The sequence below is a fragment of the Methanosarcina horonobensis HB-1 = JCM 15518 genome (assembly GCF_000970285.1).
GTDB classification, from domain to species: domain Archaea; phylum Halobacteriota; class Methanosarcinia; order Methanosarcinales; family Methanosarcinaceae; genus Methanosarcina; species Methanosarcina horonobensis.
In genome coordinates this window covers 611,480-626,433 of sequence record NZ_CP009516.1, presented here as the reverse complement: position 1 = coordinate 626,433, position 14,954 = coordinate 611,480, and the positions used below count along the sequence as shown (strand labels likewise).

The following is a 14,954-nucleotide window of genomic DNA, read 5'->3' as shown; positions in this document are numbered from 1 at the left end:
GAATACGAAGATTTAAACGGGGACTAAATTCCGATAGCGGTTTAGAGGTAGAAATACCTTATAAAGAATAGCCTCAATGCTATTAACAGATCAGAGTTACATGAAAGTTGGAATTAATTGGTATACAATTAATTGAGCCTTGGCGAATAAAAAGGTCAGCCATTTTTTATTTGGTGATAACATGGAAAGAAAACAGACATTAAGGGTTTTAATTCCAGTTTTTACGGTTATTGCTATGACCGTACTTGCGCAAGTTACATCCCAAAAACTTGGAGTAGCTGTAACTAAAAATGGAGTACACGACTATCCATTAATAACAATATCACTAATTGGATTCTTTCTTTTTGGGTTTCTTGCCTACTGGACTTTAGTAAAGTTAGGAATTGATTAAAGAGAAGTTAAAGAGGACTTGCTAAACCTCTGTTTTTAGCCGGTTGAGATAATGAGTTTATATCTCGGTCTGCAGGAATCCTAAACTAAGAATTTCTACAGAGCCAGCTTCAAAGGTACTATGAAGATGCCAAAAACGAACCTGTTGTTCTGTAATGAGTTGTAAGATTTTTTTTGAATATAAATGAACGGTTTATATCTTTCTAAAAAATAACATCTTTCATTTTTCGAGTCGAAGAAAACACTTACGTTGAGCATGAACAAATAAGTTTTATGGCCAAACCATCAAACAATTCGTCCTATTATGTAATGTTTCTAAAAAAAGAAATCATAAATCCAACGTATTTTGTGATTGTTTGATGGAATGGACAGAAAACTTATAAAGAGTTAGGTAAAAAGGAATTTGTGGAGCTAAAATGCGCTTTCAGAAAAAATCTGATACAAAAATGTTGTTTTTGGCGATATTACTTATATGCTCAGTGTTTGTGCCAGCTGTAAGTGCACAAGAAAATTTGGAAACAAATGAAAATATTTCCGAATTTGAGCAAGGTCTAATAGATGCTCTAAACTCTAACACCGAAAACTTGTCCACAGACGATGTTATTGAAAATTATTGTAAAGCAAACAAAGATAAAATTTCAATGCAAAAGAACGATACTGATTCAGATGAGAATAATTCAAGGACATATCGACTGAAAGATGGATCAAATATAACTTTCACAGATCAAGGTTATTTTTTAATTGATAACTTGAAAGAAGAAGTAAACAATAGTACAATCCAATCAACTAATGAAAAAAGTGAAGTGAATTCACGGTCTTTGGAGAACCCGGACTATACTCCTATTCTTACACATTCCGTAAGTGAGTATAATTTCCTTGGTTGGAAATTGTTTACAGTCACCACAAAAGGATATTTTGGGTATGACCACAAATCTGTACAGCCTTATCATATAGATTCATGGTACGTACATAATATGCCTTTTAATCTCTGGCAGATTTCTAACTGGAAAGAAGGTGAGGATCTAACTTCCAGCAGTACTGCAGAAGTTTATGCCCAGGGAAATTTCCATTATGGTTTTGAATACAAGAGCAACAGCATAACTGTTCAGAACTATTACGTCAAAATTTATTTATCGTGCGATCAAAATGGAAATTACGAGACTCACTATTCTATAACTGATCTTAACCAAAAACTCGAAATTGGTCCTCTATACATGGAATTTTGAACCATCAATTGAGTTTATGATCATGAAAAAAATAGTTCTAAAATTTCTATTGTTTAGGAAGAAACCCGGTTTGAGATCAGCTCAATTTGAAACGTCTATAAGAAGTATGGATGTGAATTTACTATGAAAAGATCAAGTTATGAAATATTATTTCTCGCTTGCATTGCCTTTTTTTTCATTATAAATTATCTAAATGTGATTGGACAACCTGATTTACCAATTATTATAACAATAATTATTGCGGCTTTAATGGAATCTCTCGTTCCTTATTTAATTATAATTCTGATTATATACATAATAAACCGTGACAGCCGATCATCTTAAAAGGCGTTCATCTGCCAAATATTTAGTTTAACATAACTTTACAAAGAAATATAACTATTATTTTTTAGGGAGCTGATCCCAAAACCAGAGTACGTCACAAAGTCTTGACATGGAATATAAAAAGAAGCCATTTTTTCTAAATATTGTAAAAACCAAGCTCTACAAAATACGTCAAGAGGCATGACTGGCGATGTCTAATAAACTACATAGAGAAGATATGTTCATAAAAATTTTTAGAGTATCAGTACTTGCGGTTTTCGTACTGGTGAGTATCGCAGGTGCAGCTCCGTTTGCATATGTGACGACTATAGGAATCGATACTGGTACTGTCTTTGTAATTGACACGGCCACAAACACTGTTACAGCGACCGTGAATACAGGAAAATACACTATGAACGGTCCTGTTGGAGTTGTAATCGGGCCTTTTACAGGTTCTAACAGGAACGAAAAAAGTACAGGAGCAACAGCCAATGAGCCTGACCAGAGCACAATAGCAACTTCAAATGCAACAGAAAAGATAGGAGTAGAAGAAATTAACTTATCATCATCTGAAGAAAAAAACACTGTCGAATTCAATAATTCAAACAATAATAATTACAACGATACTAATAATTCAGAATCTAATAATGGTAGTAGCTCAGGTCAAAACGAATCGAACAAAAATAATTCTACTCCGGGATTCGGATTACTGGTAAGCTTGGCATGCATGTATGGAGAACGGAAACTCTGGAAGAAGTAATGTGGAGCTTGAATAATAATGCGAAGTTTGAATAACTGACTCGAGGTAAATTATCCTCCCCGCATCTCTCCAGCAATTTAGCTATGACTGATTTTTTCCTTTCTTTTATTTATGCATATCAACGCAAACATGGTCTCAGTTCAATAATAAATTATATTTATACGAAAATTGGTAGTCATTGATACAGTTTAATTGAGTCTTGGATAATTAGGAACTCAGCCATTTTTTTATTTGATGATTGCATGGAAAGAAAACAGAAACTAAGGATCTTAGTTCCAATTATTATAGTAACTGCTCTGAACTTACTTAGCGAAGTTGTGGCTAAAAATGTAGTACATGACCATCTGTTAATCAAAATTTATTTTGGAGGCTTTTTTCTTTTTGGCTTTCTTGCCTACTGGACTCTTGTGAAGTTAGGAATTAATTAAGAAAGATTTACTTAAACCTCTGTTTTTAATCGATTGCTATAGTGAGTATATATCGGCTACACGAGTTCTGAATTGGAAATATTTCCAGAGCTAGCTACAAAAATACTAGTGAAGGGTCAAAAACAAAATTATTTCTCTGTTATTGTTTTGTAATATTAGTTGTAAGATACAGTTGTAAGATACTGATTCAGATTTGACTAAAGAGTTTGCGTATTCCTTTAAAATAGCATCTCTCATTTTTTAAGTTCAAAAAAGCGCTCGTGCTGAATGGGAATATATAAGTTTTCTGACCAAATCATCGAACTATTCGTCCTATTAAGTAATAATTCTGGAAAAAATGATCAAAAATATGACATTCTTCCAAATTGTTTGATGATTTGGTCAGAAAACTTATAAAGAGTCATGTAAGAGAAATTTATGAAGTTTGAAAGTACTTTCCAGGTTCCTACGAACTCCGCAAATTGGCATATCCAAGTTTGTATGACTGGATTTGGAGAGAGCAGATGAATAGTAAAGATGGAACATTAGTGCTACATGTTGCTATAATATTGTATTTATGTCTGATATTATCAGCAGCGGCATCGATAGAAGAACAGCAAACCAACCAGACTAAAGACGTTGCCCAGTTAAAGCTGGAGGCTCTGGAGGCTGAGCTGGGTGAAGAAGGAATGAAGGAAGTTGCGGATTACCTGGAGCTACAGGCTTCTTTGCCAGATGTTGTAAAGGCATCTCCTTATAGCTCGATTGCCTTTGCTGCGACTGATAACGAGAGTCAGATTGCTTATCTGACTGCGATTGACGAATCTGATCTTGAGAAGGAAGATAAAGAAAAGTTAAAAGCTGATCTGCAGGACATCTGGAAGAGGTATCCGGATAAGTTTGTGGTTGCTGATAATCTTGTGCTGCGTGATGTGGCTGAGATTACGGATAAACGTTTAATTGCAAGTATGAATCTTAATGAACCCGGAGTTGACCATCCAGATAATTGTGAAGCAAGTAGTTCCGGGGGCTCTTATGAAATCAGGTGGGCAGCCATCCCTCATAAAAACTTCGCCTTTTATACTTTTGATGGATCTGCGTACCGTATTTATGCTCGAAATTTAGCTGAAGACCTGGACGATCCTAGCTTTGATCATTCTGCTTATTCAAACAACAGTGATTCTGAACCTGATAGAGGTAGTTACCCAAGTAGAAATGAATCGAACAAAAATAATTCTACTCCGGGATTCGGATTATTGGGAAGCTTGACTTGTATTTATGTAGGGCGGAAACTCTGGAAAAGTAGTAGCTCCGTGTTTTGAGTGGTTGATATGAATAGAAAACAAAAAAATCGCCTCCTTTATTGTTTTTCTGATTTTCGTAGTACTTATTGGATTGTTTTGTAAAGGTACAATTTTTACTCCAACTGGAGCCCCTCAACCGGAAGAGAGAAAAGTAGCTGGCTTGATAATTCAGTTTAGAGATGGACTTAGTGAACAGGAAGCAGAAAATGTTCTTGAAAACTACAGTTTGACCAAGTATAAGATAGATTACAATGTTTATGATATGCTGGACAAATACTACATAATAGTAAATAAAGAGAAAATAACAGATATAAGAGACAAATTAAGAAAAGAAAATTGGACCGAATCTACTCCAGCTATCGAAAAAGGAAATTATTACATAATTGAAAAAGAAAATGACTACATAATTGCATTTTCTGAACAATCTATTAACGATAAAAATTTTCTTGCGATACTGGAAAAATATAATCTTAAGGTTGAGAAGTTTTTCTATTGTCATATTCACTTCAGTGAACGCCCATTGTACTTTCCAGGTTGACTGACAGCATAAGGATGTGTATTATTTTGATGAGAAAATCAAGTTATATTAAACTGTTTATCGCTTACTTTGCAATTTTTTTCATTCCAACTATATTACTTTCGAGAGAGCTTGATTTTTCGATATTTATAGCGGTAACTCTTGTATCCTTAATGGGATCTCTCATCCCGTATTTGATTATAATTCTGATCCTACACATAATAAATCATGACAGCAGACCATCCTAAAGACCGACTTAATTTGTTGATCCCAAAACTCAATATTTGTTTCTTTGAATGTCGTATATGCTTTTTGGATTTTTGGTTCACTATGGATGGACTAACGTTTTAGGAGAGTTCATATAAATGCAAAATCAGCTAACATAATAGCACGTATATTAGCACTGATAGCTGTTTTTATAGCACTCTATAATGCATATCTTGGATAGACAAATCAAGAAATTCTTACCTATTAATTCTGGTATTGATATTTGTCTTGCTATCAGTACTTGCAGCAGAATATTCAAAAAAACAAAGTTATTAAAAAAAAGACTGCCTTAAAATTCAAACTATTCTTACAATTAGATAATAGGCAAGGTTAACATTAAATCAGATTGTAAATTTTTCCGAAATTAGGGTACACGTTGACCTTAAGGATACTTTTATCTTATTGGATTTGCGCACTCAAGCTAAAAGCCAAATATAGCAATCAATATAATTTGATTCACATCTTAGATACTTAACGTTTTAACGCTATATTTCCAGTTCAAATACGCAAGTCCTTCTGCTGCTTCAAAATAAACTCGATGTTAAGACTTTCTCATAGTAAAAGCCAAAGCTTTCTACAGAAATTTTTGGTCAAGCTTTTTTTTAAAAAGCTTGAGCCAAAGCCTTTTAAAGGTGAACCCCTCTCAATCTGCATGATATGTCCAGACCAGCATACCTTGGCAAAATGCTCCTTCACTGGTGCGAGGCCTGCAATGTGCCTGTGCTCGGAAAACAGTGCGGGTGCGGCAGAAGAACAAAAAAAGTTGAAGTAACTCCTCCAGGAGATATTCGCCCTGCTTTTGATTACGATATAAGACGCATAAATTCCGTTTCTGAAAAACAATTTAGTGCTCCTCTTATCCCCGAAGGGCACCTTGTGGTACTTAACAAAGCCCCTTATGAAGACAGGATGGATGAAATTATAGTGGACGGGGAAGTCCTTGCATCCATAAGGTTTGAAATAGAGAGTTGCGAATGGGTCCTTCTCCCCCGCCTCGAAGGGGCAAGGCGGCTTTTCCAGGGCAGGGATAAAAAAGACCTGAAAAAATGGGTCGTTATTGAAGAGGAAATTTTACCTTTTATCCTGAAAAAAGGGGCAAGTATTCTGGCTCCCGGAATCCTTGATGCAGACACTGAAATCAAAAGAGAGGACGAAGTCGTTGTCCTGAACCCTGCTGGAGAAGTAGTCTGCTGCGGACGCGCACGTATGTCAGGAAAAGAGATGATAGAGGAAAAGCGCGGAAATGCAGTGAAGCCTCGATGGAGCGCAGAGCCAGCGGCTGCAAAAACCCTTGAGTCAGGAAAAAGCTGGGACGACGCCGTAAAAGCCAATGAGAAAATCCTGAACCTCATGATAGAAGAAGCTCATGCCTTCATAAAGGACGTTTCGAGAAGTATGGATTTGAAGGTCAGCGTATCCTATTCAGGAGGCAAGGACAGCCTTGCAGTCCTGCAGCTGGTGGACGAAACTCTGGACGATTACGAACTTATGTTTGCAGATACAGGGCTTGAGTTTCCGGAAACCCTTGAAAATGTCAAAGAGGTTGCGGAATATTACGGAAAAACTCTCAGGACAGCGAGTGCGGGAGATTCTTTCTGGGAGTCCATAGGAGTTTTCGGCCCCCCTACAATGGACACACGCTGGTGCTGCAAGATATGCAAACTGGGACCCATTACCAGGCTGATTGACGAGAATTATGAGGGAGGTTGCCTGAGCTTTATAGGACAGCGGCAGTACGAGTCCCATGCTCGCTCTATCAGCAAAAGGGTATGGAAAAATCCCTGGGTAGGAAACCAGGTAGGAGCATCTCCTATACAGGAGTGGACGGCTCTGCATGTCTGGCTCTACTTATTCAGAACAAAAGCTCCTTATAATCCTGCATATGAGAAAGGGTACGACCGGATGGGGTGCTGGCTCTGCCCGTCTTCGTCTTTGTCCGATTTCTTCCAGCTTGAGGAAAGCCATCCTGAACTTGCGAAAAAACTCAATTCTCATCTCCAGGCTTATGCAGAAAAAATGGGACTTTCCTCTGAGTGGGTAAAGTACGGATTATGGCGCTTCAAACGCTATCCAAAGGTACTGCAGGAGCTTGCGGACAGAAAGGGAATTTCCCTGCTCCCTTCCCAGGGAGCACTAAAAGAACTCCATTTCGAGGTTGCTACAGGATACAGGCCCTGTAAAGCAGGTGGGATTTCTGCGGATGGAAGCTTCGGGCAGGCAATAGACATAGAAGCCCTGGAAGAAAGCGGGATGCTTAAGCCTGCAGGTAAAGTTTCCTTTATTGAAGGAGCTGCTTCTGTTGCTATGGGAGAATCAAGAGCTCAGGTGTTTGCTTCAGGGAATGTGAACGGAAGAAGTGAAGATGAAAAAACGCTGAAGAAGCTCATGCGAAAGGTTGAATTTTCGGTAAGGAGAGCTATTCTCTGTCAGGGGTGCGGGGTCTGTGTAGGACACTGTGAGCACAGTGCAATTGAAATGAAAGAAAAGAGAGCATGGATAAAGGATAGCTGTATTCACTGCGGAGCCTGTATAGAAGTCTGCCCACTTGTGAAATTCATGTAAGTAATAGCAGACTGATAAAATATTGCAAAATCGGGAAAGGTCTGGAGAAAACTGGAAAGGGGAAAAATTAAGAGAAAGCAGGAAAAAAGTAAGCAAACCTGGAAAGGCAGGGCGGATTGGGTTTTTACCAGAGAAGGCGACCTTTCCAGGATTCTCAGGCTTTGCGGCCTGTAAAAACTGTTATTCGGCATCAATATTGATTTCAAAACAACTTGCTATCTGGTTACCCTTCCGGTATGTACCTGTTATCTTTTGACTGCCCTGGGTAGTTACCTGGATGTCCCATACTCGGTATCCTCCGCTGCCGGTCTTTTCCTCATCTTCAGGAATGAATCTGTCCCTCGTTATCTGTAACCCGTTACTGGTCGCGATATTCCAGCTGAATCCGCTGACCGGATTTTCCGGAAACTGGATTGTAAACGGTTTTTTAATCATTCTGTCCCTCTCCTGACCGTCCTTATGTGCCGTCCTTCCTTACCCAATTTACAAATTTTTTCGCCATTTTTAGTGAATTTCGAATAAAGTGCTGTTTTGAAGAAACCCGCATGCAGAGATGATCTACATGAAAAATAGCCTGGCTCAAAAAAAATGGGGATAGAAATTCAGGTTCTGGAAGCAATTTCTGTATATTAGCCATATTATTATTACATTTCTTGTATGATAAATTTTATGAAAAAAAATTATCTGATAGGTTAACAAAAAACAGGAACAGCAAATGAAATAATTTAGACTGAGGAGGATATTATTTATATAATAATTATAAATATAAATCATGCCGGGAGCCTTAGTTCCATACGGGTTTAATGTGGTAAACGTAACCCTCAAGCTCAATATTAAACAAGGTAAACGTAAATTTTCAAACTCAAATATAACTCAAACGTTATACTTAATAATCAAAAAGGCTTTTCTGGCCTTTGCTTTTCTGGAGTCCTCCTACCCTTACTCCCACACGCCTGAATTCGGTCCTGTTTTCCGCAAGGAATTCCCCGAGAATTTCCCTGGCTACCTGAAGAAGAACTTCCTTTGAAGAGACAGGATGACTGAGCGTGCGGCTCCTGGTATACATCCTGAAATTTGAGTTTATGACAGTAACGGTTACAATCCTGAAGGAAAGTTCTCTAGAGTCCAGCTTTTTGATAACATCCTCTGCGAGCCTCTCAAGTAAAGAAGAGATAAGCTCTTTATCCAGGGTATCTTCAGGTAGTGTCGCAATCCTTCCTATCTGCTCCGAGCCGTCTCTTTCTTTAAGTGGAGAGTTATCGATTCCTGCAGCTGCCTGTTTAAGCCAGGTACCCCTGGACTTCCCGAAGGTGGAGATAAGTTCGATAACATCATGCTCTGCAAGGTCCTTTACTGTAACTACGCCCATTTCCTGTAATTTTCTTGCAGTTACGTCCCCGATCCCCCAGAGTTTGGATACTTTTAGAGGCCAGAGGAAAGCTTCCAGATCCTGCGAGCTCACGACTGTTATTCCATCAGGTTTTTTTGCGGAGGAAGCCATTTTGGAAATTAACTTGTTCGGGCCTATTCCTATAGAGCAGGTCAGGTTCTCCTTTTCTTTAATTTCTTTTTTAATCTGCATCCCAAGCTCAAAAGCAAGGTTAAAGTCTCCATCTGTCCTTTCGGAGATCTCAAGGAATGCCTCATCAACACTTACCTGCTCAAAAAAATCTCCATTTACCCCAGGGTCTGCATAGCTGCGGAGGATTTCCATAATCCTGTCCGAAACCGAAGTGTAAAATTCTTTCCTGACAGGTAGAAAAACGGCTTCAGGATTTAGTTTCTTAGCTCTTGAGCAGGGCATTCCCGCTCTGATTCCGAATTCTCGCGCGATGTAATTGCAGCTACTTACAGCTCCGCTTAACTCACTCCTTCCTGAAAGCATGCAGACTACAACTGCTTTTCCCCGGAGTCCGGGATTTTCCCTTTCTTCGATAGCTGCAAAAAAATAATCCATGTCTATATGAAGGACGACTCGCTGCATCAAAGGAAAAGATGCAGGGAAGATTTGTATAATTATCTCTTGGATTATCTCTCAGGTAATTTCTAGGGCTTGTTTGCCTTTAGCTTTTTAAGCCGGAAAAAGAAGAAGGAAAGATATAAAAACAAATGCTAACTTAAGGACTGACCTTAAACAGAATTAAGTGAAAAATAAACAGAATCAAAAACAGAATTAAGTGAGGATATCAACCGCAAACCGGAAAGTACAAACCATAACACATAAAAAAGATAACTTCATTAGCTGTAACACTATTTTTAAAAAAATTATATAAAAAGGTAAATGTGGTCTCATTAGAGGACGTTTTCAGTTATGAGCAAGTCAACCTCCCCACGGAATCCCGGAAAAAGAGCAGATCTTCCGGAGCAAACAGAGAGCAAAAATAGCCCTGAAACCGGGAAAAATTCGGGAAAAACAGATGGCTCCAGTGAAAGAACCGGCACTCCTATCCTGGAAGTAAAAGATCTCTGTCACAGATATCCTCACCTGGAGGCAAATGCTCTTGACAGGATAAACCTCAAAGTATACAGTGGAGAAAGAGTTGCGGTGCTCGGAGCTAACGGAGCAGGAAAGTCCACCCTCTTCAAACACCTTAACGGGATCCTACGCCCTCTTTCCGGAGAAGTTCTGGTAAAGGGAGAAAAGATAACTAAAAAGAACGTCCGGATGTGCAGGGAAACAGTAGGAATAGTATTCCAGGACCCCGACGACCAGGTACTTGCCCCTAGTGTTGAAGAAGATGTGGCTTTCGGGCCGATCAATATGGGGCTGTCCAGAGAGGAAGTAGAAAAGAGGGTAAAAGAAGCCCTGGAGATGGTAGGACTTAAGGGTTTTGAAGAAAGAGCCCCGCATCACCTGAGCGGAGGGCAAAAGAAACTTGTAGCAATCGCAGGTATTCTTGCCATGCGCCCGGAAGTTATCGTGCTTGATGAACCCACAGCAGGGCTTGACCCTTTAAGCTCATCCCGAGTCCTGGAGCTTATTACGAAGATGAATAGGGAACTGGGGATCACCATGCTGCTTTCAACCCATGATGTGGATGTTGTTCCCTATTTTGCAGAAAGAGTTTTCGTACTTCACCACGGAAAACTTGAGGCTGACGGAACTCCGGAAGCGATCTTCAATGATCCCGAACTACTCCGAAAAGCACACTTAAGGCTCCCCAGAGTTGCGGAAGTTTTCGAGATGCTGCAGCAGGAAGGTGTTGACGTTAACATACAGATAACAGCAGAAACTGCCAGAGATGAGATCCTGCGTGTTATAGGCTCTGCGCATCAGAAAGCAGGGATAAAATAAAATCAACAATAAAATCATGAAAATTTTACGGGGCGTTTTGAGGAGAATTTTTGATGGTAACACTTACTGATATCGAGCGCGAATCATATAAAAATAGCCCGATACACAGGCTTGACCCCAGAGTAAAACTGCTTTTTGCACTTACCGTAATTGTTTATGTAGTTAGCTTGCCCAGAATTCATGATAAAAACATAGTTCGCCTTCTTGCCATAGAAGTCTATTTGTTGCTTCTTGTACTTGTTGCCGGACTGGATTTAAGATACTTTTTCCTTCGTATCCTTGCAATTTTACCTTTCGGACTCGGAATTGCCCTTATCCAGCCTTTTCTGAGACCTTCCTTTATTGAAAACTATACGGTTTATCCTCTCGACCTGCCTTTAGGGCTAAGCATAACATATGAGGGGCTTGCCTTTGGGAGCACACTGCTTGCGAAATTTCTTGTCTGCATAACATCCATTGTCCTGCTATCATCCGCCACAAGGCTGCGAGATATGGTTGCAGCAGCCGATAGGATAGGCATCCCCAGGGAATTCACTCTGCTTTTGAGCATGATGGTGCGCTACCTCTTTCTCTTCTGGGCCGTCCTCAAAAGGATAAGGATTGCACAGCAGACCAGGCTCTTTGATATCTGGAACAAAGATGTGTCGAGAAAATGGGTCATCGAACAGATAGGAAACAGTATGAGCTCAATCTTTATTCGCTCCTATGAGCAGGGAGAAAGGACTTATATCAGCATGCTTTGCCGGGGATATGGGAGCGGACACGAAAAATCGTATTACAGGACCAAAATCAGAACTTGGGATGTCTTTTTTTTGCTCCTGAGTGCAGGTTGCATGTTATACATCCATCTTTATGTCTAAACGATCTACTGCCTGAAATAACGATCTACTGCTTGAAATAACGATCTACTGCTTGAAATAACGATCTGCTGCATGAAATCCCTGAGACTGAGAAGTACAGTCATTAAAAAGACCGTACTTATTATTTTGATCCTTGCAGTTAACCTCCAGCAATCAACGACTACCTAGAACTTCGGGGCTTTGATGATACCAATAACTTTTTATCCAGTCTTAGTGCCTTTTTGTCCAGGATTATAATCTTTCTGCTACTCGGAATGTAATTCGGAATTTCGTCCCTTCTACTCTCTTAAGTTCGATTTCTCCGTCTACCTGGTCAACAAGAATGCTAACCAGCTGCAGTCCTAGTGATTTAACAGTTCCTAATTCTATGTTTTCAGAAATTCCTTTTCCGTCATCTGAAATCGTCAGGCTGAAAAGGGACTTATGTGTTTTGTTATTCTTTTCTTCCCTGCAAAGCCGGATTCGAATGTCTCCTTCTTTTTCAGTAAAAGCATGTTTGAGAGAATTCGAAACGAGTTCGTTAACAATTATTCCTAAAGGGACAGCGGCATCCATATTAAAGAAAGCATTTTCTTCCAGATCCATGTACAGGTGAACATTTTTACTACAAAGACTGTAGGTCTGTAGAAGATTTTCAGCTAACTTTTGAAGGTATGCAGAAAAATTCAGTGTATCGGTTCCTTCTCCCTTATAGAGTTCTTCATGGATAAGGGACATTGAGATTACCCGGTTCTGACTTTCCCTGAAAGCTTCTAGAATTTCCGGAGTGGTAACTGCCTCTCTATGACTGAACTTTTCAGCCTGAAGGTCAAGAAGAGAAGAGATTACCTGTAAGTTGTTTTTTATTCTGTGGTGGATTTCTTTTTTCCTAGCGTCCTCAATTTTTACCAGGGTTTCTTTTGCCTTTATTCTCTCGGTAACGTCGGTTATTGTGGTCTGGTGATAATCGGATCTCCCGTTCTTGCCCGGAATCTTCTGATATACTTCATGTACCCATTTTATTTTTCCGTCCTTACATCTTATTCTGTAGCTAATTTTTCCATAATACGGAGAACGAGCGTTTTTAATCTCTCTTTCTTTTTTGAGGAACAAAGGCAAATCTTCCTTCTCAACAATTTTTCTCCACCGCTTTTTAGACATTAATTCTTCTTCGCTGTACCCTGTAATCTCTTCTACATTTCCTTTTACAAACTCCAGGTTGAGATTCCTGTCCTGCTGAAAAGCAATCCCTGTAAAGTTCTGTATGAAAGAACGGTACCTTTCCTCGCTTAATAAAAGCGAGTCTTCAATTTTAGTACGCTCCGTAATGTCCTGGAGTGTTCCTCTCATTTGGACAGGAGTATTGTTTTCATCAAAAATAACTTCTCCACGTGAATGGACTATGCGCTCTTCTCCATCAGCTGAGATAATCCTATAGTCAGTGTCATAGGGCTGCTCTCCATACAAAGCTTTTTTAATGGTAGTATCCACAAAGTCTCGATCGTTGGGATGTATATAATTAAAAAATGCATTGTAAGTTGCTTTGGATTCTTGAGGATTAAGTCCAAAGATACGATAAATTTCATCAGACCAGTATAGTTCACCGGTTATAATGTCCCATTTCCAGCTTCCAATATGAGCCATTTTTTGAGCTTCAGAAAGATCTCTTTCACTCTCTTTCAGTCTTTTGTAAGCCATTTCAAGCTGCATTGTTCTTTCTTTAACTAATTCTTCCAGATGATCGTAGGATTCTCTCAATTCAACTTCTGTGTCCTCAACTTCTTCGTCCTGTACGGTGCAAATAGCTGTTTTTTCTATTTTCCTGCGCCTGTGACTTTCAATATGCTCCCATATACTCTCTCTTTTAATCAAAGAGAATTGATGATTTGCTACAATGTCAATGATCTCGATTGCACTGCACCTGTCGAGAAAATAAGTGCACAGAGCAATTATCCGGTAATCCTCTATGAGGCTGCCCAGTTTTTCTTCAAGGTTAACAAAATCACTCCAGTTTTCTTTTTCCAGCCAGGAAATATTCACGGTCAACCTCAAACCATCATAGCCATTGGCAAGAGCTTCGTTAAGTTTTTCGACCCATCCTTCGAATAGTCTCTCCAGATCAGAAATTCCCTCCTCGAGAAGCCAATGCGTATAGGGAAGGATTTCAATTTGACCTTTCTCCAGATAAACATCAATACCTGGGAAAGAATTCCTTAAAGTTTCTTTTGCCTCTTCTACGTATGGAGATTGTGATGTGATCCAGAGGCAAAATTCATTAGCTTTCAGCCCTGCTTTAAAATAAGGAACAAGTATATCCATCAAATCTTCGTTGGTTTGGTAAAACTGACACAGGTGGGCTCCCCAGTGAATATCCCCAATAACATCAATACCAGAACTCCTAGTGTTCGTTCCCATCCATATCTCTCCAACTTAGGACTTACGGCGGCAAGTTTAAAGAAAGAACTCCGGCCATTATTGTAATACTCATTACATTTTAGAATAATTTATTTTAGAGTAATATTAAGTTTTCAAGGATTCAATTGCGTAGTCTCAAAGTATCAAATCTTATCAAAGAATCAATATCCAAATCCATGTTATAACACTGAAAAGAAGGTAATATACAAATATACAGTTTTTTCATAATAAATATTACCAAAGATTGAAATTTGATGAGTACATATTACTTAAGTGCAAATAGAAGCAATCCACAAGGAACCAAAAAGACAGTTAAAATTGGGCTTACATGGATTAACACCAACTTTTCCGGGATGAATCAATTCGACTTGATGGAAGATTATAGGATACTTAATTTGACTAAAAAGTAAAAATGCCGACACAGAAGAAGATTTCATAAAAAAATTATCAAAAAAAATAATACCAAAATGTATATATGTAATACTGAAATATCTAAGATTATACAGAAAAATCTTCCAGAAATAACCTCAAAAATACTCATTAGGAACAGTCATAACAGAATTCTAATTATTATTAACTTATAAAACAGCACTCAGCAAACTCTGACTTTTTGAGTGTTTTCCTTCTTTATATGACGGATATCTGAAAAATATGGGAGCTGGAATGTTC

The 14,954-nt window shown here is 38.8% G+C and carries 11 protein-coding genes; 8 read left to right on the top strand and 3 right to left on the bottom strand.

Annotated features, from left to right (window positions below):
- Window positions 1-181 precede the first annotated feature (181 nt).
- From MSHOH_RS02695 to MSHOH_RS02665, 6 genes are all read left to right on the top strand, one after another.
- The gene (locus tag MSHOH_RS02695; protein WP_048137158.1) at window positions 182-391 is read left to right on the top strand and encodes a hypothetical protein; all 210 of its coding nucleotides are present in this window, start codon (window positions 182-184) and stop codon (window positions 389-391) included.
- Between the two features lie 415 nt (window positions 392-806).
- Complete coding sequence (locus MSHOH_RS02690) at window positions 807-1,616, top strand: hypothetical protein (RefSeq protein WP_239451176.1); 810 nt, start codon at window positions 807-809, stop codon at window positions 1,614-1,616.
- Window positions 1,617-2,130: 514 nt separating this feature from the next.
- A complete protein-coding gene (locus MSHOH_RS02685) occupies window positions 2,131-2,679 on the top strand; it encodes a hypothetical protein (protein WP_394297759.1) in 549 nt (182 codons plus the stop codon).
- A gap of 931 nt (window positions 2,680-3,610) precedes the next feature.
- Window positions 3,611-4,408 carry a hypothetical protein gene (locus tag MSHOH_RS24970; RefSeq protein WP_052730676.1) on the top strand — a complete coding sequence of 266 codons (798 nt, stop codon included), beginning with the start codon at window positions 3,611-3,613 and terminating at the stop codon, window positions 4,406-4,408.
- A gap of 73 nt (window positions 4,409-4,481) precedes the next feature.
- Window positions 4,482-4,928: a UPF0228 family protein gene (locus tag MSHOH_RS02670; protein WP_052730675.1), complete on the top strand. Its 447-nt coding sequence runs from the start codon at window positions 4,482-4,484 to the stop codon at window positions 4,926-4,928.
- A gap of 903 nt (window positions 4,929-5,831) precedes the next feature.
- Window positions 5,832-7,736, top strand: a complete 1,905-nt coding sequence (locus tag MSHOH_RS02665) for a phosphoadenosine phosphosulfate reductase domain-containing protein (protein ID WP_048137149.1) — start codon at window positions 5,832-5,834, stop codon at window positions 7,734-7,736.
- Between the two features lie 180 nt (window positions 7,737-7,916).
- Here the strand turns inward: MSHOH_RS02665 and MSHOH_RS02660 are convergent, their stop codons facing one another.
- The gene (locus MSHOH_RS02660; RefSeq protein ID WP_048137148.1) at window positions 7,917-8,171 is read right to left on the bottom strand and encodes a protease inhibitor I42 family protein; all 255 of its coding nucleotides are present in this window, start codon (window positions 8,169-8,171) and stop codon (window positions 7,917-7,919) included.
- A gap of 451 nt (window positions 8,172-8,622) precedes the next feature.
- A complete protein-coding gene (gene dinB, locus MSHOH_RS02655) occupies window positions 8,623-9,723 on the bottom strand; it encodes a DNA polymerase IV (protein WP_082089217.1) in 1,101 nt (366 codons plus the stop codon).
- Between the two features lie 324 nt (window positions 9,724-10,047).
- Between dinB and MSHOH_RS02650 the strand changes: the two genes are divergently transcribed.
- Window positions 10,048-11,031 carry an energy-coupling factor ABC transporter ATP-binding protein gene (locus MSHOH_RS02650; protein ID WP_048137145.1) on the top strand — a complete coding sequence of 328 codons (984 nt, stop codon included), beginning with the start codon at window positions 10,048-10,050 and terminating at the stop codon, window positions 11,029-11,031.
- Between the two features lie 53 nt (window positions 11,032-11,084).
- Window positions 11,085-11,891 carry a cobalt ECF transporter T component CbiQ gene (gene cbiQ, locus MSHOH_RS02645; RefSeq protein ID WP_048137144.1) on the top strand — a complete coding sequence of 269 codons (807 nt, stop codon included), beginning with the start codon at window positions 11,085-11,087 and terminating at the stop codon, window positions 11,889-11,891.
- Between the two features lie 231 nt (window positions 11,892-12,122).
- On the opposite strand, the gene MSHOH_RS02640 is transcribed toward cbiQ, so the two are convergent.
- Window positions 12,123-14,285, bottom strand: a complete 2,163-nt coding sequence (locus MSHOH_RS02640) for an MEDS domain-containing protein (RefSeq protein ID WP_204245376.1) — start codon at window positions 14,283-14,285, stop codon at window positions 12,123-12,125.
- Between the last annotated feature and the right edge of the window lie 669 nt (window positions 14,286-14,954).